General features: G+C 69.3%; 16 protein-coding genes. 10 read left to right on the forward strand and 6 right to left on the reverse strand.

Going from position 1 to position 21,242, the window contains the following annotated elements; all coding sequences use genetic code 11:
* Positions 1 to 4: 4 nt before the first annotated feature.
* A complete protein-coding gene (locus GLO27_RS14760; RefSeq protein WP_029259969.1) occupies positions 5 to 529 on the reverse strand; it encodes a TetR/AcrR family transcriptional regulator in 525 nt (174 codons plus the stop codon).
* 82 nt (positions 530 to 611) lie between these two features.
* On the opposite strand from GLO27_RS14760, the gene GLO27_RS14765 reads away from it, so the two are divergent.
* A complete protein-coding gene (locus tag GLO27_RS14765) occupies positions 612 to 1,322 on the forward strand; it encodes an MBL fold metallo-hydrolase (RefSeq protein WP_167255513.1) in 711 nt (236 codons plus the stop codon).
* Between the two features lie 15 nt (positions 1,323 to 1,337).
* Here the strand turns inward: GLO27_RS14765 and GLO27_RS14770 are convergent, their stop codons facing one another.
* The 3 genes from GLO27_RS14770 to GLO27_RS14780 all read right to left on the reverse strand — a co-directional run bounded on the left by GLO27_RS14770 (position 1,338) and on the right by GLO27_RS14780 (position 4,691).
* Positions 1,338 to 1,901: a cysteine hydrolase gene (locus tag GLO27_RS14770; protein WP_021201220.1), complete on the reverse strand. Its 564-nt coding sequence runs from the start codon at positions 1,899 to 1,901 to the stop codon at positions 1,338 to 1,340.
* A complete protein-coding gene (locus GLO27_RS14775; RefSeq protein WP_167255515.1) occupies positions 1,898 to 3,340 on the reverse strand; it encodes a cytosine permease in 1,443 nt (480 codons plus the stop codon). The genes GLO27_RS14770 and GLO27_RS14775 overlap by 4 nt, the downstream gene beginning before the upstream one ends.
* Positions 3,341 to 3,407: 67 nt before the next feature.
* Entirely contained in the window at positions 3,408 to 4,691 is a 1,284-nt protein-coding gene (locus GLO27_RS14780) for a M18 family aminopeptidase (protein ID WP_167255517.1), read from the reverse strand.
* Between the two features lie 149 nt (positions 4,692 to 4,840).
* Between GLO27_RS14780 and GLO27_RS14785 the strand changes: the two genes are divergently transcribed.
* Both GLO27_RS14785 and GLO27_RS14790 read left to right on the forward strand, forming a co-directional pair.
* Positions 4,841 to 10,381: a DUF11 domain-containing protein gene (locus tag GLO27_RS14785; protein ID WP_167255519.1), complete on the forward strand. Its 5,541-nt coding sequence runs from the start codon at positions 4,841 to 4,843 to the stop codon at positions 10,379 to 10,381.
* 238 nt (positions 10,382 to 10,619) lie between these two features.
* On the forward strand, positions 10,620 to 11,483 hold the full coding sequence (locus GLO27_RS14790) for an EamA family transporter (RefSeq protein ID WP_167255521.1): 864 nt from the start codon (positions 10,620 to 10,622) through the stop codon (positions 11,481 to 11,483).
* Here GLO27_RS14790 and GLO27_RS14795 read toward each other — a convergent pair whose 3' ends face one another.
* Positions 11,484 to 12,140, reverse strand: coding sequence for a response regulator transcription factor (locus GLO27_RS14795; RefSeq protein WP_021201215.1), 657 nt, complete (start codon positions 12,138 to 12,140; stop codon positions 11,484 to 11,486).
* Between the two features lie 227 nt (positions 12,141 to 12,367).
* Between GLO27_RS14795 and GLO27_RS14800 the strand changes: the two genes are divergently transcribed.
* The gene (locus tag GLO27_RS14800; RefSeq protein WP_021201214.1) at positions 12,368 to 13,510 is read left to right on the forward strand and encodes a histidine kinase; all 1,143 of its coding nucleotides are present in this window, start codon (positions 12,368 to 12,370) and stop codon (positions 13,508 to 13,510) included.
* A 254-nt stretch (positions 13,511 to 13,764) separates the two neighbouring features.
* Here the strand turns inward: GLO27_RS14800 and GLO27_RS20305 are convergent, their stop codons facing one another.
* Positions 13,765 to 14,508: a GntR family transcriptional regulator gene (locus tag GLO27_RS20305; protein WP_292774387.1), complete on the reverse strand. Its 744-nt coding sequence runs from the start codon at positions 14,506 to 14,508 to the stop codon at positions 13,765 to 13,767.
* A 169-nt stretch (positions 14,509 to 14,677) separates the two neighbouring features.
* On the opposite strand from GLO27_RS20305, the gene GLO27_RS14810 reads away from it, so the two are divergent.
* The 6 genes from GLO27_RS14810 to GLO27_RS14835 all read left to right on the forward strand — a co-directional run bounded on the left by GLO27_RS14810 (position 14,678) and on the right by GLO27_RS14835 (position 21,240).
* The gene (locus tag GLO27_RS14810) at positions 14,678 to 15,607 is read left to right on the forward strand and encodes a phosphate/phosphite/phosphonate ABC transporter substrate-binding protein (protein WP_029259977.1); all 930 of its coding nucleotides are present in this window, start codon (positions 14,678 to 14,680) and stop codon (positions 15,605 to 15,607) included.
* A 109-nt stretch (positions 15,608 to 15,716) separates the two neighbouring features.
* Positions 15,717 to 16,547: a phosphonate ABC transporter ATP-binding protein gene (phnC, locus tag GLO27_RS14815; RefSeq protein WP_167255523.1), complete on the forward strand. Its 831-nt coding sequence runs from the start codon at positions 15,717 to 15,719 to the stop codon at positions 16,545 to 16,547.
* Positions 16,544 to 18,301 carry a phosphonate ABC transporter, permease protein PhnE gene (gene phnE, locus GLO27_RS14820; RefSeq protein ID WP_167255525.1) on the forward strand — a complete coding sequence of 586 codons (1,758 nt, stop codon included), beginning with the start codon at positions 16,544 to 16,546 and terminating at the stop codon, positions 18,299 to 18,301. Before phnC ends, phnE begins: the two co-directional genes overlap by 4 nt.
* Entirely contained in the window at positions 18,298 to 19,437 is a 1,140-nt protein-coding gene (locus tag GLO27_RS14825) for a TIGR03364 family FAD-dependent oxidoreductase (protein WP_167255527.1), read from the forward strand. Before phnE ends, GLO27_RS14825 begins: the two co-directional genes overlap by 4 nt.
* Positions 19,434 to 20,141, forward strand: a complete 708-nt coding sequence (locus GLO27_RS14830) for a phosphonatase-like hydrolase (protein WP_167255529.1) — start codon at positions 19,434 to 19,436, stop codon at positions 20,139 to 20,141. The genes GLO27_RS14825 and GLO27_RS14830 overlap by 4 nt, the downstream gene beginning before the upstream one ends.
* 10 nt (positions 20,142 to 20,151) lie before the next feature.
* Positions 20,152 to 21,240, forward strand: coding sequence for an alcohol dehydrogenase catalytic domain-containing protein (locus GLO27_RS14835; protein ID WP_167255531.1), 1,089 nt, complete (start codon positions 20,152 to 20,154; stop codon positions 21,238 to 21,240).
* The last annotated feature ends 2 nt before the right edge of the window (positions 21,241 to 21,242 follow it).

Consider the following 21,242-nt stretch of genomic DNA (forward strand, 5'->3'; position numbering starts at 1 on the left):
CGGTTCAGCCGGCCATCCCGGCGATGAGTCGACGCAGGCCGTACTCGAAAGCGCGGTCGACGTCGCCGCCGAGTCGGAACGCTCCGGACAGCTCCATCTGCAGGAAGCCGGTCGCCCAGGCGGTGAACAGACGGGCGGCGTCGAGCGCGTCGTCGTCACCGACCAGGGAGGCGGCGGCGCGCATGAGGGGTGCCGCCGAACGTTCCAGCGCGTCATGCGGAGCCGCGATCGTGAACATGATCCGGAAGCCCTCCGGATGCGCGTGCGCGAAGTCGCGGTAGGCATGAGCGAGCGCACCGATGTCGTCGCCCGCGGCTTCGAGCCGCGCCGTGAGCGCATCGATCGACGCGGTGGCGACGGCGGCGTGCAGAGCATCCCGGTCCCGCACCCGCTTGTAGAGCGAGGGGGCGCGGACGCCCACCCTGTTCGCGACCGCCTGCATCGTGAGGCCCGAAGGTCCCGCGACCTCGAGGATCTCCCGTCCGGCCGCGACGATCTCGTCGGTGGACGTGCGTTCCGGTGTCGGCATCGGATCCTCCCTGGATGGCTATTGACAATAGCCATGATAGCTACGTAACGTAGCCATCGCAATCATCCCGAGAGGATCCGCCATGAAGCTCGCACCGCACCTGCACCGCCTCGGCAACGACATCGTCGCCTCGTACCTGATCGACCTGCCCGAGGGCATCACCCTGATCGACGCGGGGCTGCCAGGGCACTGGCACGATCTGCAGCGCGAACTCGCCGCGCTCGGTCGCCCGCTGTCCGACATCCGCGGACTCGTCCTCACCCACGGCGACGGCGATCACATCGGCTTCGCCGAGCGGCTACGCACAGAGGCGGGAGTGCCGGTGTTCATCCATGCGGCCGACAGCCATCGTGTGCGCACCGGGGAGAAGCCGAAGACCGCGATGGGACCGGCGAAGATCGGGCCCACGCTCGGCTTCTTCGCCTACGGCCTGCGCAAGAACGCCCTGCGCACACATCACGTGTCGGTCGTCACGGAAGTCGGCGACGGCGACGTGCTGGATCTGCCCGGTGCTCCGGTCGTCATCGGGATGCCCGGCCACTCGCCGGGGAGCATCGCGGTGCACGTGCCGGCCGTCGACGCGGTGTTCGTCGGCGACGCGCTGACCACTCGGCACGTGCTCACGGGACGGACCGGGGCGCAGCGCGCGCCCTTCACGGACGAGCCCGACGAGGCGCTCGCCTCGCTCGACCGCCTGGCCGCGGTCTCGGCCTCCTGGGTGCTGCCGGGTCACGGCGCGCCCTGGCACGGCTCCCCGACCGACATCGCCGCCGCCGTGCGAGCCTCGGACTGAGGCCCACGCCCGCCGTCAGCGGTTGCCGAGCACGGTGGCGGTGTCGCTCACGGTGATCTGCGGGGGATACAGTCCCATGACGTGCAGCGCAGTCGCGTGGTTCTCCGCAGTCGAGCCGGCGCAGGCATCGGCGGCGATCGTGACGTGCGCACCCGCGTCGGCCGCGGCCAGAGCCGTCGAGATCACGCAGCAGTCCGTCGAGACCCCGGCGAGCACCAGGCGCCCTCCGCGACCGACCACCGCTTCGAGCTCGGGGCCCCACTTGCCGAACGTCGGCAGGTCGAGGCTCGGATGCGGGGAGAGGTCGATCGCTTCGGGCACCAGGGCGAACAGCGGGTCGCCCGGCGGCTGGTCGGCGAACGGCCAGGCTGCGAAGTAGTCGCCCCAGGAGGTGGACCGATCGGCGGTCGGCACCCAGCGCGTCACGAGCACGCGGTCGCCGAACGCCTCCGCCAGGGCGCGGATGCTCGGCATCGCCTCGGCGAAGAAAGGTGAACCCCACGCAGACTCCGGCGAGGCGAAGATCGCCTGCGGATCGATCACCACGAGCCAGGTGTCCCCGGCCGCCGGAGCTTTCACACGGCCTCCTGGCGCCGGATCTTCGCGGCCCTGGCGACGTAGGTCACGAGGAACGACAGCACCAGCGCGAAGAACACCCCGAGGTTCGCGTATGCCCACTCGCCGTCCCTGCCGCCGATGAGGAACAGCAGGTAGCCCTGCCAGTTGTTCCACGCGGCATCCTCGGCGAAGTTGTTCACGACCAGGCCCCAACCGATCACGCTCGTGACGACCAGGGTAGCGATCGATGTCCAGTCCCACGCGCCGTAACGACCGTTCCGATCGAACAGGGCCTCCTCGTCGTAGTCCTTCTTCCGACGCAGGATGTCGGCGATCAGGATGCCGGCCCACGAGGCGAGTGGCACACCGAGCGTGATCAGGAAGCTCTGGAACGGCCCCAGGAAGTCGGTCGCGAAGAACACCACGAAGATCGTGCCGAGCGTGAGGATCACGCCGTCGATCGCGGCCGCCGACGGGCGCGGGATGCGGATGCCGAGGCTGAGCAGGGTGAGCCCGGAGGAGTAGATGCCCAGCACCGCGCCCGAGACGAGCGCGAGCACGGCCGTCAGCAGGAACGGCACGAGTACCCAGGGAGGAAGGATCGAGGCGAGCGCGCCGATCGGGTCGGCGGCGATCGCGTTCATGAGGTCTTCGTCGGAGCCGCCGAGCAGCAGGCCGAACACCACGAGGATCACGGGTGCCACGGAGCCGCCGATCGTGTTCCAGGCGACGATCGCTCCGTCGGACGCCGTGCGCTTCTGGTACCTCGACCAGTCGGCGGCGATGTTGATCCAGCCGAGCCCGAATCCGGTCATCACCATCACGAGCGCGCCGATCACCTGACCGATACCGCCGTCGGGGCGGGCCAGCACGGCGGAGAAGTCGATCGCCGGCGCCGCGAGGACGATGTAGACCACGGTGACCACGCCGGTGATCCACGTGAGCACCGACTGCAGCTTCATGATCGTGTGATAGCCGAGCACGGAGGCGGTCACGATCAGCGCTGCGACGATGACGGTCGCGACGATGCGCAGCCAGATGCTGTCGCCGTCACCTCCGAGTTGCGTGATGACGGTCGCGGTGGCGAGTACCGCCATGATCGCGAGGAACGTCTCCCAGCCGATCGAGGTCAGCCACGAGACGATACCCGGAACCTTCTGGCCCTGCACGCCGAACGCCGCGCGGGAGAGCACCATGGTGGGCGCCGAGCCGCGCTTGCCGGCGATCGCGATGAGCCCGCACAGCAGGAACGACACCACGATGCCGATGACCGAGACGATCGTCGCCTGCCAGAACGAGATGCCGAAGCCCAGCACGAACGAACCGTACGACATGCCGAACACCGAGACGTTCGCCGCGAACCACGGCCAGAACAGGTCACGAGGCTTCGCGGTGCGCTCGGATTCGGGGATGATCTCGATGCCCGCACGCTCGATGAGGGCCGGCTTGATGTCCGTCATGCTCACATCCTGGCACTGCGGGGGCGCGGCCGGGCGGAATTCGCGTGGGCCGGAACCGCCCGCGTGCTCAGCCGGCGAAGAACGACTGCGCGGTGCGGGCCAGATCGTGCAGGTCGGAGACCCCGGCGAGCTCTCGTGCGGAGTGCATCGAGAGGATGGGGATGCCCACGTCGACCGTGCGGATGCCGAGCCGGGTCGCCGTGATCGGGCCGATCGTCGAGCCGCACGGCACGCTGTTGTTCGACACGAACTCCTGCGTCGCGACGCCTGCGCGCTCGCACCAGCTCCGCCATGACGCCGTGCCGATCGCATCCGTCGCATAGCGCTGGTTGGCGTTGATCTTCAGGATCGGTCCCGAGCCGAGCACCGGCTGCACTACGGGGTCGTGCTTGGCGGCATAGTTCGGGTGCACCGAGTGTCCGACGTCGCTCGACAGGCACCACGACGAGGCATACGCCTGACGGCGCGCGGATCCATCGGCGCCCAGCCTCGAGTACACGCGCTCGAGCACGTCTTCGAGGAAGGGGCCGGCGGCCCCGGAACGGGACTCCGAGCCGAGCTCCTCGTGGTCGAACGCGGCGAGCACCGCGATCGGTGCGCCCGCGGGCGGTTCGTGCGTCGCGAGTGCGACCACGCCGGCGTGCACCGAGGCGAGGTCGTCGAGACGGCCGGAGGCGAAGAACGCGTCGTCCTTGCCGAACACCGCGCCGCGTGCGGAGTCGGCGACGACCACGTCGTATCCCCGGATCTCGGACGCTGCCACGTCGGCCGCTGCGGCGAGTTCGGCGAGGATGTCGGCCTCGGTCGGGTCGCCCAGCCCCCACACGGGCTGCGTCTCGGTCTGCTTGTCGAGGGCCAACCCGTTGTTGACGCCGCGATCGAGGTGGATCGCGAGCTGCGGCAGGCGCAGCAGGGCGCCGGTGTCCGCCAGCACGACACGGCCGTCGGCCAGCGCCAGTCGCCCGGCGAGGCGCAGCTCGCGGTCGAGCCAGGAGTTCAACAGCGGTCCGCCGTACACCTCGACTGCAGCCTGCAGCCAGCCCCGCGAACCGGTGGTCGGCTGCGGCTTGAGCTTGAACCCGGGGGAGTCGGTGTGCGCGCCGAAGATCTGCACCGGCGTGGTGGTCGCGGCGTCCGACGGCACGACCCAGGCGATCGCCGCGCCGTCGCGCACGACCACGAAGCGCCCACCGGGCTGAAGAGGCCATTCGTCTTCCTCCTGCAGCCGCGTGAACCCCGATTCCTCCAGTCGTCGAGCGACCTCGGCCGCCGCGTGGTAGCTCGAGGGCGAGGCGGCGACGAAGTCGGCGAGGTCCTCGGCGTGGGCGAGGGCTGCGGGGGTGACGGGCATGTCGTGACCTTCCTGGAGAACGCGGTGCTTCGAGCGTAGTCGGGGACTTCGTCCGAAGGCGGGTCTACCACTTTCGGCTACACCCGGGTTAGCCTTCCAGCGGGGGAGATGCCGGTTCGGGCTCTTCCGTGAACCGGGGAGAACTTCACATGCGTGCACACCCACGTCTGTCCATTCGTCGCGCCATCGCGGGGGCGACTTCGGTACTGCTGCTGGCTGCTGGCCTCACCGTCGTCACCGAAGCGGTCGCTCCGACATCGGCATCGGCGGCGCAGACCCCGACCAGCTGTCAGGGAACGGTCGCCCTCGTCAACGGCGGGTTCGAGGCGCCGGTGATCCCGAACGCCTCGGTGTCGCTCCCCGACGAGAACCAGGTCCCCGGGTGGTTCACGAACGACAGCCTGAACCAGATCGAGCTGTGGAGCAGCGGATTCAACGGCGTCACCGCCGCCGCGGGGCGGCAGTTCGCCGAGCTCAACGCGAACAGCCCCAGCCGGCTCTATCAGGACGTGGCGACGACGCCGGGCCAGACGCTGTCGTGGTCGCTCAAGCACCGCGGGCGCACCGGGACCGACGTCATGCGCGTCGTGATCGGCACCCCGACCGGAGCCCTCGTGCAGAGCGGCCCCAACCTCTCCGACGGGAACACGGCCTGGGGCGCGCACACCGGCACGTACACCGTTCCCGCGGGTCAGACGGTGACGCGCTTCGGCTTCGAGGCGGTCAGCTCGGCTGGTGGCAGCGCTTCCGTCGGCAACTTCCTCGACGACATCACCTTCGGAACCGGCCCCTGTCTCATCACGAACAAGTCGGTGACCAATCTGACGCGCGGAGGCACGACCGCTGAGGTGGGCGACACGCTGCGCTACACGGTCACCACGAACAACGGCGGCGGGAACCCGGCGCTGCAGTCGGTGTCGTCCGACGTGCTCGCCGCAGGGATCGACTTCGTCCCGGGCTCGCTCAAGATCATCAGCGGAGCGGGCACGGGTGCCCTCACCGACGCCGCCGGCGATGACCGCGGCTCGTACACCTCGGGGAGCCGCACGGTGCAGGTGCGCCTCGGTGACGGGGGTACGGCCACTGCAGGCGGGTCCATCGGCGTGGGAGCGAGCACGAGCTACACCTTCGACGCCAAGGTCAATGTCTCGGCCGCGGCGACCACGATCGTCAATGAGGCACGGGTCGCCTTCCGCGACAACGTCGTCGGCCAGGACCGCACCTCGGTCAGCCAGGAGACCCAGACCCCTGTGAACGCCGCCGCCGACCTGGCGATCACCAAGAGCATCGACACGGATCCGCTGGTCGCCGGCCAGCCGGTGACGTTCACGATCGGTGTGACGAACAACGGCCCGCAGACTGCGACAGGGGTGACGGTCACCGACCCCATCCCTGCAGGCATCACGAACGTCACGGTCGACTCGGGTGACGTGACGTGCACCGTCACCGCGACGGTGAACTGCGCCGTACCGGACATGGCGGTCGGGCAGAGCACCGAGATCAAGATCACCGGAACGCTCTCCCCGTCGGGCGACCCCGGGGCCTCGTTGTCGAACACCGCCACGGTCTCGGGCACCCGCACCGATCCGAATCTCGCGAACAACACCGCGAGCGTCGTCAGCACGATGTCCGCCCAGACCGACGTGTCGATCGTCAAGACGTTCTCCCCGTCCACGCCGGTCGCCGGCGAGCAGGTGACCTACACCCTCTCGGTCTTCAACGCCGGGCCGTCCGAGGCGCGCAACGTCGTGGTCACCGACCCGCTGGACCCGGACACGACCTTCATCAGCGCCGATCCCGGCCAGGGCACGTGCACGGCTCAGGGGTCGATGCTCACCTGCCAGGTGGGTACGCTCGCCCCCGGCGCGAGCTCCGTCGAAACCTTCGTCGTGGTGGAGATCAACCCCGGCGCCACCGCTGTGCTGCAGAACACCGCGACGGTGACGACCAGCACGACCGACACGAACCCGGCGAACAACGTCTCGTCGACCAGCTTCCAGCCCGATGTGATCGCCGACATGGCCGTCGTGAAGACGGCCTCCGCCGCGCAGGTCTCGGCCGGCGACACGATCGACTTCACTCTCGCTGTACGCAACCTCGGTGCGTCGGACGCCGTGAACGTGGCGCTCGTCGACACCGTGCCCGAAGGGTTCTCGGTGACGGGTGTCGACGCCCCGCCCGGCGCGACGTGCACATCCACCGCGAGTTCGATCATGTGCACCTGGGCGTCGTTCCTCGTCGGGGGACCGTCGAACGTGGTCGTGCACGCTCTGGTCGACGCCGATGCACCCGTCGGCACCGTGACGAACACCGCGTCCGTCGCGGCCCCCGCGGCCGACCGGGACACCACGAACAACTCCAGCTCGGTCGACGTCGAGGTCGTCCAGAGCGCTGACCTGAGCATCGTCAAGACGGCGCCGACGACGGGCGAGCCGGGGAGCTCTTTCACGTACACGCTCCGGGTTGCGAACGCGGGGCCCTCCGTCGCCCGCGGCGCCTCGGTCTCGGACACGCTCCCGGCGGGATTCCTCGACGTCGTCGTCAACGGACCGGGCTGCTCGATCGTCGGAGGGACGGTCGGGTGCGAGCTCGGCGACATCGCTCCCGGGGGATCGGTGGCGATCGAGGTCACGGGCACGTGGAGCACGACCGCGACGGGCGTGGTGTCGAACACCGCGACGACCACCTCCGGGACTCCGGATCCGAACACCGACAACAACACCTCGACGGTCGACGTCACGCTCGCGCCGAACGCCGACGTGAGCGTCGTCAAGACGACCTCGACCCCGACGGTTCCGCTCGGCGGGACCGCGACGTTCGAGGTCACGGTCACCAACGAAGGTCCGTCGGCGGCCGCCGGCGTGGTGCTCGACGAGCTGCTCCCCGTCGGGTTCATGCTCACCGGAGCCACGCCGTCGACAGGCACGTGGTCGATGGAGGACGCGCGCTGGACGGTGGGCACCCTGCTGCCGGGCGACTCCGAGACGATCACCGTCACCGCGACCGTCAACGCGGAAGGACAGCTGACCAACACCGCGATGGCGAGTTCGCGTACGCCGGATCCTGACACGTCGAACAACACCGGCACCGCGTCGGTGACCGTCACGCCCTCCGCCGACCTCGCGATCGTCAAGACGATCTCGGCGAACCCGGCTCCTCTCAACGGCGCCGTGACCTACACGCTCGTCGTGACCAACAACGGGCCGAGCATCGCTTCCGCCGTCGCGGTCTCCGATGCCCTTCCCGCTGGCCTGCTGAATCCGTCGACCGCCACCCCCGGGTGCACGGTCACCGGATCGCAGCTCGCGTGCACGCAGCCGACCCTCGCGGTCGGCGCCACCTTCACCGCGACGGTGAGCGGCACGGTCGACCCGTCGATCGCGGGTGCGACGCTGTCGAACACGGCGACGGTGACCTCGAGCACTCCTGACCCCGACCCGAGCGACAACACGTCGACGGTGACCGTTCCGGTCTCGGGAACGCCGCAGGTCGAACTCGTCAAGAGCGTCAGCGCTCCGACCGACACCGACGGTGACGGACGCATCGGTGCGGGTGACACGGTCGCCTACACCTTCACGGTCCGCAACACCGGCGACGTCACGCTCACCAGCGCCGCGATCACCGACCCGCTGCTCGGCGGTGCGGTGGCGTGCGCGGCCTTCGCCGCACCTTTGGCGCCGGGCGGCGCGGTGACCTGCGCGCCGGTCTCGTACACGCTCACGCAGGCGGATGTGGATGCCGGAACGGTGCGCAACACCGCCGCGGTGACGGCCGAGTCGGCCCAGGGCCCCGCGACCGACGATGCCGAGGCGAACGTCACGATCGCGGCGACCAACGGCATCAGTCTCGCCAAGAACCCGTCGACCGTGGTCGACGTGGACGGCGACTCCGCCGTCGGAGCCGGTGACACGATCGACTACACGTTCACCGTCACGAACAACGGCACGACGACGCTGCGCGACGCGGTGATCACCGACCCGATGCTCGGCGGAACCGTGGCGTGCCCCGAGCTCGATGGAATCGCGCTCGCACCGGGGCAGTCGGTCTCCTGCACACCGATCACCTACACGCTCACCCAGGCCGACATCGACGGCGGGCTCGTGCACAACGAGGCCGCGGTCACGGCGAACGCACCGATCGGCACGGTGACCGACACCGCGCAGGCGGACGTGGACATCACCGGTACCGCGGCGATCGAACTGCTCAAGAACGTCGGGCGCGTGCTCGACGCCGACGGCGACGGCTTCATCGGTGCCGGTGACACGGTCGACTACACCTTCTCGGTGCGCAACCTCGGCACCACCACCCTCACTGGTGTGGTGATCACCGACCCGATGCTCGGTGCGGGAACCCTCTGCGCAGTCGGTGCTCTCGCGCCGGGCGGCACCTCGGACTGTGGCTCGTTCACGTACACGCTGACCCAGGCCGACATCGAGGCCGAGATCGTCCGCAACACCGCCACGACGACCGGCACCAGCCCGCTCGGTCCAGTCAGCGACGACGCATCGGCCGACGTCGTGATCACGGGCACGAGCGCGATCGAGCTGACCAAGACCCCGGGAGCGATCGCGCTCGGGGAAGACGGTCGGGCAGGAGCCGGTGACACGGTCGGCTACACGTTCACGATCCGCAACAGCGGCACGACGGTGCTGCGCGACATCGTCCTCGACGACCCACTGCTGGGTGGCAGGGTCGACTGCGCCGCTCTCGACGGTCTCGAGCTGAGTCCGGGTGACGAGGTCACCTGCGGGCCGGTCGACTACGTGCTCACGCAGCAGAACGTCGACGACGGGACCGTGCACAACGTGGCCACCGTCGAGGGGCAGTCGCGCAACGGCAGCGCCGACGCCCAGGACGAGGCCGACGTGCGCGTCGCGGGCACCGACGACATCACGCTGCTGAAGTCCGCGGCAGCCGTGGTCGATGCCAACGGCAACGGACGCACGGATGCCGGTGACACCATCGCGTACACGTTCACCGTGACGAACGCGGGCACGACGACCCTCACAGGCGTCACGGTCAGCGACCCGCGCCTCGGGGCGGCGGTCACGTGCGATGCGACCGAGCTCGCCCCGGGTGAGTCGACCGTCTGCGCGGCCGGCGCCCCTGCCGTGCTCACGCAGGCCGAGATCGATGCGGGCGAGATCGAGAACACGGCCACCGCCACGGGAACCGGCACCTCGGAGATCCCGCCGGTCGCGACCGACACCGTGGTGACCCCGCTCGTGGCACAGCCGGCCATCGCCCTGACGAAGACCGGCGGCGACTACGTCGATGCCGACCGCAACGGGAAGATGAACGCGGGCGACACCATCGCCTTCCGGTTCACCGTCACCAACACGGGAGCGGTGACGCTGACGAACGTGAAGATCGACGACCCGAAGCTGGGTGGCGTCGTCGACTGCGCGATCCCCGCCCTCGCTCCCGGCGCCACGGCGAGCTGCGGTCCGGTGACCTACGCCCTCACCACGGCGGACATCGCGGCGAGCACAGTCGTCAACGTGGCCACGGCGAGTGGCGTCGGCGGGGCCGTGACGGTCACGGCTGCCGCCACCGCGACGGTCGACCTGAACGGGCTCGCCGCCACGGGTGGCGTGATCACCGGAATCGGCTGGGCGCTCGCGTTGCTCGCGGTCGGGGCCGTGGTGCTGCTGATCGCCCGCGTGCGTCGCCGCGACGTCGAGGTCTGACGCCGCTCCATCCGCACGACGCGCCCCGCCCGATGATCGAGCGGGGCGCGTCGTCGTTTCCCCGCCGTTCATCCGATCGCGTTAGGCTCGTCCCGATAGCGCCTAGGGTTCCGGGGTTCGCGCCCGTCTGGTCCGAGCGGCGCCACGGCCCTCCTCCACAGGAGAGCCGTCATCTGACAGGACAAAAGCCCGGAGGACCCTGTTCGTCGCGCCGCGCGTCGGACGGAAGGGTCTCGTCGTGTCTCCACTCGCCTTCGTCCTGGTCTTCGGCGCCGCCATAGCCCACGCGGCGTGGAACATCATCGCGCACGGCATCAGCCGGGCCGGAGCGCCGTTCCTGTGGTGGGGATCGGTCGGCAGCACCGTCGTGTGGATCGGCGCGGTGCCGTTCACCGGCGGTCTCGGGGCCGACGACCTGGGATCGTTCGCCCTCGGCGTCGCCGTCTCGTCGGTGCTGCACGTCGGTTACATGGCGGTGCTCCAGCGCGGGTACCGGGAGGGCAACCTCTCCACCGTCTACGCGACGGCGCGGGGCACGGGCCCCTTCCTCTCGGTGATCGTGGCCGTGCTGCTGCTCGGCGAGCGTCCTTCGGCGGTCGCGCTCGTGGGCGTCGCCGCCGTGATCGTCGGCGTCGTCGCCATCGGACTCGTCGACCGGGGGAGAGGGGCGGGTTCTCGGCGGCTCGATCCCGGCATCGTCTTCGGGCTCCTCACCGGTGTCGCGATAGCCGTCTACACGATCTGGGACGCGCACGCGGTACGCACCTGGGGCCTCTCGCCGGTCGCGTTCATGGTCGGAACCACGCTGCTGCAGGTGCCGTTCTACTCGATCGCGGTGCGTCGGCGCTGGGGTGCGGTATGGGCGCTCGGGCGCACGCAATGGCGCCGCATCCTGGCCTTCGGCATGCTGTCGCCGCTGTCGTACATCCTGGTGCTGACCGCGATCCAGATCGCACCGGTCGCGCTGGTGGCCCCCCTGCGCGAGGTCAGCGTGGTGCTGGTGAGCCTGTTCGGGGTGTTCGTGCTGCGGGAGTCGCGTCCCGCCTGGCGGATCGCGGCGTCGCTCGTCGTCGTCGCGGGGATCGTCCTGCTCGCGTGGTGATCAGCGGAAGCTGACGAGACCAGCGTGCGCGGCCGTCACGAGGATCTGCACGCGGTCGCGCAGGTGCCACTTGGACATCATGCGGCCGAGATGCGCCTTCACCGTACCCTCGGAGACGATCAGCGCCTTGGCGATCTCTGCGTTCGACATGCCCTGGGCGAGGCAGTGGAGCACCTCGACCTCGCGCTCGGTGAGCGGCTCGAGGGCGTCGGCGTCGGCCGCCACGGGCGTAGATTCGCGGACGTGCTTGATCAGCATCGAGGCGATCCGGGGAGAGAGGGAGCTGGCGCCGCTGTGCACTTCGCGGACGCCCGTGACGATGTCGTCGGCGCTGGAGTCCTTGAGCAGGTAGCCGGAGGCGCCGGCGCTGAGCATCGGAAGCACCGTGTCGCTGCCGTCGAGCGTCGTCACCGCGAGGACGCGGACGTGAGGCCAGCGCTCGGCGATCACGCCGGTGGCCTCGATGCCGTCCATCTCGGGCATCTGCACGTCCATCATCACCACATCGGGCTGCTCGCGTTCCACCGTGGCGATCGCCTCGAGGCCGTCCTCCGCCTGCGCGATCACGGTGATCTCCGGGTCACGCGACACGAAGTGCGACAGCGCCGAACGGACCAGTGGATCATCGTCGACGATCACGACACGGATTTCCTGCATAGGGGGAAGCCTAACGGCGGGAGCGCTTCGATGACGTCATGTAGACCTTTGGCCAAAAACCTCTAGACGTGAGACAGATGTGCGCCGCGTTGTTCGCCGAGAAGATGAATACAGACATCGACGAACGACTACATAATGGAGGTGAACGTAATGACTTTCTGGCAGCAGGTTGGCAAGTTTTTTGGTCTCGTCCGCTAGCGTACCTGGCGAATAGGAGATAGTGAACCATGGCCTTCGACCAGTCCACCCGACGATCTGCGGATTCGTTCCGGTTGGGTCGGGGCGAGAAGCTCAGCGCGATCGAGCGGATCGTCGTCCTGGTCATCGTCTCCATCACCATCGCCACGGACGTCATAGGTTTTTTCACCACGCCGGGTGTGAACCCGGTCGCACTTTTGGTGAGCGTCGCATGTACCGCAGCGTTCGCCCTCTATCTCTGGAATCCACTCATCGCGACATGCGCCCTCGGCGTCGTGTTCGCGACATCATTCCTCGTGGGAACCGAGTCCCAGGTTCTGACCGCAGCCGCTGTCGCGGCCGGGCTGGTCATGAGGCTGGGATGGACCTCCCTGATCCTGTCGTACACCGGTGCGTTCCTCATCGCTGCAGCACTCGTCGCCAACGGCGATGCCGACACCGATGTGAACGTCGGTCTGTTCCTCATCTTCGCCACGGTGGCCGGAGCTGTCGGGTTCGCCCTGCGGCTCGCCTTCGCTCGGGGCAGTCGCCTCGAGCGCGAACTCGAGGAGCGCGCGGAACAAGAACGTCAAGCAGTGCTCGCCGAGCGACGATGGATCGCCGGTGAGCTGCACGACAGCATCGCGCACCACCTCACGGTGGTGGCGCTGCACGTGCAGATGCTCGAAGACCCCGAGACCAGCACCGATTCGCAGGAAGCGATCCGTGTCGCCGCGCGCAAGGCGATGACCGATCTTCGCTTCGTGATCGAATTGGCGGACGACGGTCCGCAGTCGTCCAGTGTGCAGACGGGCGACCTCGCAGCGGCGATCGACGAGGCGCAGAGCGAGTTCGAATCCGCGGGTCACTCCGTGGCCCGCGACGGAGACCCCCGCGACGAGCGCATCCCGCGTGCCGTCGAGATCGTCCTCGCGCGCATCGTGCGCGAGTCCGCCACGAACATCCTCAAATACGCAGGACCCGGTGAGGTGCAGATCGACCTCGCCGTGGACGACGACGTCGCCCACCTCACGCTGCGCAGCCCGCTCCCGACGACGCCGCGCCGCGAGCTCTCCTCCAGTCGCACCGGCCTGGGAAGGATGGCGGAGCGCGTCATGGGCGCGAGCGGCGAGTTCAGCGCCGGCGAAGTCGAGGGATTCTGGGTCGTGTCGGCCCGACTTCCGGTCGTCTGATGCTCTAGAGTGTGTGAGCACCCCTTCCGCGATCCGCGAGAACCTAGACGAAAGTCTAGAGAAGTCTCGACGTTCGACCCTGTGGAACGCGTTGCAGCCTCCCGTAATCTGAAGGCTCCCCAGATAAAGCGTCCCCAGCGCTGCGATCGCGGGCGCGGTCTTTCTGGCTTCTGAAACACCTTGCGCGCTCGCGATCGCCTTCTGCGTTAACGGCCGATTCTCCGGCCTCCCGACCGGTGCTCATGCACGTCCTGCTAGGCGCCGACGGCACGCATGAAATGGCCGTCGGTGGAGATCCCCGACGCGGCGACCGTGAAGCGCACGACCTCGCTCAGGTAGCGGTCCTCCGAGGCCTCGAAGATCCGCCCCTCCGCATCGCGCGACGTGCGTGTGAGGCGCAGGATGGGCGTGCCACGGGGCACGCGCAGCAGTGCGGCATCCTGGTCGTCGGCGGCCACCGCATCGATGACGTGCTGCAGCGTGACGATCGGGTGTCCGACCGAGCCCAGGTACTCCGTGATCGAGACCTCGTCGAGGTTCACCTCGAACAATCGTCGTCCCGCGACCTCCGTGTAGTGGAGGCGCTCCAGCATGGTCGGCCGGCCGTCGAGCAGACGCAGCCTGACCACGCTCACGATGGTGTCGCTCGCGTCGACTCCGAGTGCTGCTCCCAGATCGCCGGCGCGCCGCAGGCTCAGCTCCTGCGTCTGCGCCCCCGGGGTGACGCCCAGATCCCGAGCCCAGCGCGTGAACGGCACCGACACGTCGACGGCCTGATTGGCCTTGCGGGCGACCACGCGCGCCGGCCGCCCGCGGCTCGTCTCGATCAGACCTTCGCCGCGCAGGGCGGCCAGGGCGTTGCGGATCGGACCGCGAGATGTGCGCCACTTCTCGGCGAGGTCCGCCTCGGTCGGGACGTCGTCGCCCGGGCGCAGGGTGCCCGCCGCGATCTGCGCGCGAAGGTCGTCGGCGATCTGGGTGTACACAGCTTCGGCCACATAGGTACATTACTTCGCCATCTCGGTGGGCGCGATCACGTTCGAGGAGTGTTCATCCAGGCGAATGCTCGGTAAACGAGCCCTGAACTCTTCAGAGTTAGGTACATATCTCGGCGTGGCACCTGAGAGAGTCTTCCGTGGATCACCCCTCACACCCTGAAAGGTCCTCATGAAGCTTCGCGCTCTTCCCGCCCTCGCCGGCGTCGCGCTCCTCGCCCTCGGCCTCGCCGCCTGTTCCGGCTCGGCCGACGCAGCCGGCACACCCGGTGCCGACGAGTCGTCCTCCGCCAGCGGATTCGCGGTCGACGAGAACACGCTCGTCTTCGGCGTCGTGCCCGACTCGGTCGACACCGAGACGAACTACCAGCCGCTCATGGACTACATCGCCGAGATCACCGGCAAGACGGTCGAGTACCACGAGTCGACCGACTACGCCGCACTCATCGAGGCCGCGGTCGCCGGCAAGGTCGACGTCGCGTCCTTCTCCGGATTCACCTACGTCACCGCCACCAACAACGGCGCCAAGCTCACCCCGATCTCCTCGATCGTGACCGAGGAGGGCCAGGAGCCGGGCTACTTCTCGCAGGCGATCGTCCCGGTCGGCAGCGACATCACGAGCATCGACGACTTCAAGGGCAAGAAGGTCTGCTTCGTGGACCCGTCGTCGACCTCGGGCTACCTGTTCCCGTCGTACAACCTGCTCAAGGCCGGCATCGACCCCAAGACCGACATCACCCCGGTGTTCGCAGGCAAGCACGATGTCAGCGTCACCAAGGTCGGCGAGGGCGTGGAGTGCGAGGCGGGCTTCGCCGAGGACTCCGAGGTCGAGAAGTCGGACAAGGTGAAGGTCGTCGACGAGACGATGGTGCCCGGTGCGCCGCTGGTCTACTCCTCCACGCTCCCGGACGACGTCTCGAAGAAGCTCATCGACGGCCTCGCCGAGATCACGATCGACGACATCATCGCCGCGGGCATCGACGGTGCCGACACCGACGCCTTCCGCAGCGTGTTCTACGCCACGAAGCCGGTCGACGACGCGTACTACGACCTGATCCGCGACATCTGCAAGGAGACCGAAGCGGAGCAGTGCAAGGCCTGAGCCCGGCCTGACCGCTTCCCCTCACCCGGCGCCCTCCGTCCCTTCCGTCGCGCACGGACGGGGACGGAGGGCACCACCGCACGACTCACGACACCACAGGAGCTACGACATGACCGCCTCGGCATCCGACGCCCTCATCCGCCTCGACGGCGTGACGAAGACCTTCGGGACGACCACCGCACTGAAGGATGCCTCGCTCGAGGTGTCCCGCGGCGAGATCGTCGTGCTCCTCGGCCTCTCCGGCTCGGGGAAGTCGACCCTGCTGCGCCACCTCGACGGTCTCGAGACCCCCACCGCGGGCTCGGTCGAGGTGCTGGGCTCACAGGTGCCGGTGCTGAAGGGCAGGGCGCTGCGCGACCTCCGCAGCCGCGTGGGCTTCATCTTCCAGCAGTTCGAGCTGGTGCCCTCGCTCACCGTGCTCGAGAACGTGCTCACCGGATCGCTGTCCGGCGTGCGCGGGCCGCGCCTCGGCCTCTGGGGATACTCGCGTGCCGCCAAGCTCACCGCACTCGAGCACCTCGACCGCGTCGGTCTGCTCGACCGCGCCTACCAGCGCAGCGACACCCTCTCGGGTGGACAGCAGCAGCGCGTGGCCATCGCCAGGGCCCTGATGCAGAAGCCCGACATCCTGCTCGCCGACGAGCCGGTCGCCTCGCTCGACCCGGAGTCGAGCGAGCAGGTCATGGCGCTGATCCGGGAGATCGCCGCCGACGAGGGACTCACCGTCGTCTGCAGCCTGCACCAGGTCGACCTCGCGATCGCGTGGGCCGACCGCATCGTCGGTCTGCGTCACGGCGAAGTGGTGCTGGACACCCCGACCGACGATCTCACCAAGGCCGAGGTCATGGAGATCTACGGCCGCGTCGCCACCACGACCGCCGAGATCCGTGCCGTGGCCGAGGAGCTGGTCGAGGCGGCTGCGCAGGTGGCCGCATCATGACGGCCCTCGATTCCGCGACCGATGCCGCCACACGCGGCGCAGGCCCCGTGGCTCAGGGCGGCGGGCGCAGCGTCGCCGAGCGCGCCCCGAAGCGTCCGATCTCGCCGGAGCGGATCGCGGCATCCCTCACCCTGGTCGCCCTCGTGGTGCTCGGCATCCTCGCCGTCCGCGATGTCGACATCTCCCTCCCGGCGATGGTGCAGAGCTGGGGCAATGCCGAGAACTTCATGGCGCGCGTCGGCGGTCTCACCTTCCCCGCCCCTGGCGACCTCGCCTGGCTGATCGCCCTCACCGTGGGACTCGTGCTCGTGGGCACTCTGCTCGCCGCCGTGCTGTCGGTGCCGATCGCCTACCTCGCCGCCGCCAACACCACGCCGGGGAACGGATGGCGCGCAGCCGCGCGGTTTATCGGCGTGCTCACCCGTGCGCTTCCCGACGTGGTGCTCGCGATGGCGTTCGTGCTGATGTTCTCGCTCGGCACCCTTCCCGGGATCCTCGCCATCGGCATCCACTCGATCGGCATGATCTCGAAGATGTTCGCCGATGCGATCGAGCAGATCGATGAAGGCCCCCGCCTCGCCATCCGTGCGGCGGGCGGTTCGAAGATGCAGGAGTTCACATCGGGCATCCTGCCGCAGGTGCTGCCCAGCTGGGTGGCCACCGTGCTGCACCGCAACGACATCAACCTGCGCGGCAGCGTGGTTCTCGGCTACGTCGGCGTCGCCGGTCTGGGCCTGGAGATGTCGTATGCGTTCAAGTCGCTCAACTACGGCAAGGGCCTCGGCATCGCCCTCGTGATCTTCATCCTGTGCGTCGCGATGGAGATCGTCTCGAGCATGGTCCGCGGCGCGATGCTCGGCGAGCAGAAGCACACCCGATCGTGGATCGACAGGATCCTGCATCCGCGTCTCGGCGCGAACGCCGCATCGGCACCCGACTCTCGCCCCGCCTGGGCGGCCAGCCCGGAGACCGCGGTGCGGCGGCCCTGGACCGCGCAGCGCGTGCGCCACACGATCGCCGGCGTCGTCGCGGTGCTCGTGGTGATCGGCAGCGTCGTGGTCAGCCAGATCAACTGGATGGACCTCATCACGTTCTGGGCCAAGCTGCCAGAGGTGGCGGCGAAGTTCTGGCCGCCGTCGTTCGGCAACTACGACGCGAGCGCGATGTTCCAGGCGATGCGCGAGACCGTCGCGATCGCCCTCGCGGCCACCGTGCTCACCCTGCTCCCGTCGTTGCTGCTGGGTTCGCTCGCGGCACGCAACGTCGCCCCGAGCTCCGGTGCCCGTGGCACGGCACGTCTGCTGCTCGTCGGCATCCGCGGCATCCCGGAGCTGATCCTCGCGATCGTGCTCGTGGTCATCACCGGACTCGGCGCGCAGGCCGGCGTCATCGCTCTCGCCATCGGCGGCATCGGACTGCTCGGCAAGCTCATCGCCGACTCCTTCGAAGAAGTGGACCGCGGACCGGAACGCGCACTTCGCGCGGTGGGCGCGACGCGTCTGCAGACCTATACCTCGGCGACAGTGCCGCAGGGCATGCAGGCGCTCATCGGCCACAGCTTCTACATGCTCGACACGAACATCCGCGCGGCGACGATCCTCGGCATCGTCGGCGGCGGCGGCGTCGGCTATTACCTGCTCAACGCCAGCCAGGGCTCTCGCTACGAGACCGTGACGGCGATCGTGCTGATGATCCTCGCCACCGTGCTGGTGGTCGAAGGGCTCGCGATGTGGATGCGGAAGGTGTTCCGATGAATCGTCCTCTCGACACGGCCGACGTGGTCGTCGTCGGCTCTGGGATCGTCGGTCTGGGTGCGGCGTACGCGGCGGTCCGGCGCGGTCTGCGCGTGATCGTGGTCGACCGCACCGACGCACCGGTCGGCGCCACGATCCGCAACTTCGGGCACCTCTGCATCGGGGCTCAGGGCGGGGAGGCCCGGCGGTATGCCGACATCTCGCGCGACCTGTGGCTGCGCCTCTCCCAGGATGCGGGCTTCTGGCTGCGCGAGTCGGGCACGCTGGTCGCCGCCCGGCACGACGATGAGCTCGCCGTGCTGGAGGCCGCGTCCCGCGAGGGCGGGATCCGGATGCTGGATTCCGCGGAGCTCCTGCGTCTCGCCCCGCTCCGTGCCGAGGGACTCATCGGCGGCGCGCATATCGAGACCGACCTGCAGACGGATCCGCGCACCGCGGCGGATGCCATCGTGCGTCACCTGGCTCGTCTGGGCGTCGAGTTCCGCTTCCGTACCGCCGTCACCGCGGTCGGAGACGGACGTGTCGAGACCACCCGCGGTCCGATCGCCTGCGGGAGCGTCGTCGTCGCCGTGAACCACGACATCGATCAGCTGCTCCCCGAAGTCGCCGAACGGCACGGGGTGGTCCGCTGCGCCCTGGACATGATGCGGGCGGCCGTGTCGTTCCGGCATCCGCTGGCGGCGCCGCTGCTCACCGGCTGGTCGCTCGTCCGCTACGGTCGGTTCTCCGACGGACCCGAGGCCGCCGTGCTGCGCGAGCGCCTGCACACCGAGCGGCCCGACCTCGCCGCGATCGACCTCAACCAGATGTACACGCAGCTCCCCGACGGCACGCTCATCATCGGCGACTCGCACTCCACCGCCGTGGCCCCTGTGCCGTTTCAGCCCGAAGCCGCGTTCACCGCGTTCCTCGCCGAGGCGGAGGCGCTGTTCGACGCACCGGCTCCCCGCGTGATCGAGCGGTGGCAGGGCGTATACGCGAAGGGGCGGCAGGAGTTCCTGATCGACCGGACCGACGACGGTGTGCTGGTGCTCGCCGCCACGACCGGCATCGGGATGACCACAGGGCTGGGGCTCGCCGAAGAGAATCTCACCGCCGCCTTCGGGTGGGCGGCAGCAATGGAAGGAACATCATGACCACTCCTCTCGAACTCGTCGTCCTCGACATGGCGGGAACCACGGTGCTCGACGACGGCGTCGTGGAACAGGCGTTCCAGCGCGCCGCCGAGCGTACGGGCGTCGCGGACCGGATGCCGTGGGACGAGGCGCTCGACTACGTGCGTGTGACGATGGGGCAGTCGAAGATCGATGTCTTCACGCACCTCTCCGGTGGCGACGCCGAGTCGGCCGCACGGGCGACCGCCGCGTTCGAGGGCGCGTACGCCGAGATCGTCTCCGAGCAGGGAGTCTCCGAGGTCCCTGGCGCCGCCGACGCGATCCAGGGGCTGAAGGATGCCGGGTTGACGGTCGTGCTCACCACCGGCTTCGCCCCGGTGACCCGCGACGCCCTGATCAACGGTCTGGGGTGGGGCGATCTCGTCGACCTCGTCCTGTCGCCGATCGATGCCGGACGCGGGCGTCCCGCCCCGGACCTGGTGCTCACCGCGCTGCTGCGCACGCAGACCGCCTCTGTCCAGGCCGTCGCTGTCGCCGGCGACACCGTCAGCGACGTCGAGTCGGGCCGCCGAGCCGGTGCCGGATTCGTCGCGGGCGTGCTGACCGGTGCACACGATCGTCCGGCGCTGAGCGCCGCAGGGGCGGATGCCGTGCTGAGCGATGTGACCGCCTTGCGCGGCGTGCTCGTCCAGCGCGAACTGCTCCCGCTCGTCGCCACCTCCTGAGAGGCCCGACATGGGAACGCTGCTGATCCGTCCTCCCGGACACCGGAGAGACGTCGCTCTGCGCCCGGCGGCGACCGCGATGGTCTGGATCGGCGAGGGCCATCCGCATGAGACGATCGCCGTGCCCGGGGTCGCGCTCGCCGACGGCGACGTGCTCGTGGCGGTCGAGATGTCGACGATCTGCGGTTCCGATGTGCACACCGTGCAGGGCCGTCGATCCGCGCCGACGCCCCTCGTGCTCGGACACGAGAGCGTCGGGCGGGTGATCGCGACCGGCGACGCCGGAGCGCTCACCGTCGACGGCACTCCGCTGCGGATCGGCGACCGGGTGGTCTGGTCGGTCATGGTGTCGTGTGCGCGCTGCGACCGCTGCCTACAGGGCATGCCGCAGAAATGCCGCGACCTGGGGAAGTACGGACACGACCGCGTCGGCGCGCACGGCGATCTCACCGGAGCCTTCGCGAGTCATGTGCAGCTGCGGGAGGGGACGGCCATCGTGCGCGTGCCGGAGGCGCTCCCCGCCTCGGTGCTCGCCCCCGCGTCGTGCGCCACGGCGACCGCCTGGGCGGCGGTGGCGAGGGCCGCCAAGGACCGCGACCTGGACGGGGCCGCCGTGCGGATTCACGGGGCCGGACTGGTCGGGCTGTCGGCTGCGGCCATCGCGGCCGAGCAGGGCGCGACCGTCGAGGTGCTCGACCCCAATCCGGATCGACGCGCGCTCGCCGCACGCTTCGGCGCGACGGGTCTCGCCCGTGAACCCGACGTGGTGATCGAGGCCTCGGGGCATGCCGTGGCCGAGGCACTCGCGGGCGTCGCGGTCGGGGGAACGGTCGTGCTGGTGGGGAGCGTGTTCCCCGCCGACCCGGTGCCGTTCGACGCCGAGAGCATCGTGCGACGGCTGGTCACGGTCGCCGGTGTCCACAACTACACCGGTGCCGAGCTGGCCGATGCCGTGGCCTTCCTCGCCGGACGGGGGCGGGCCTACCCGTTCGCGGATGCGGTCGGCGCGGTGCGCGGGCTGTTCGAGATCGACGCGGCTCTGGCGGCAGCCGCCAGCCCGGGCGCGCCCCTGCGGATCGGGCTCATCCCGGGGCAGTGACG

The sequence above is a fragment of the Microbacterium sp. Be9 genome (assembly GCF_011754135.1).
Lineage (GTDB): Bacteria > Actinomycetota > Actinomycetes > Actinomycetales > Microbacteriaceae > Microbacterium > Microbacterium maritypicum_A.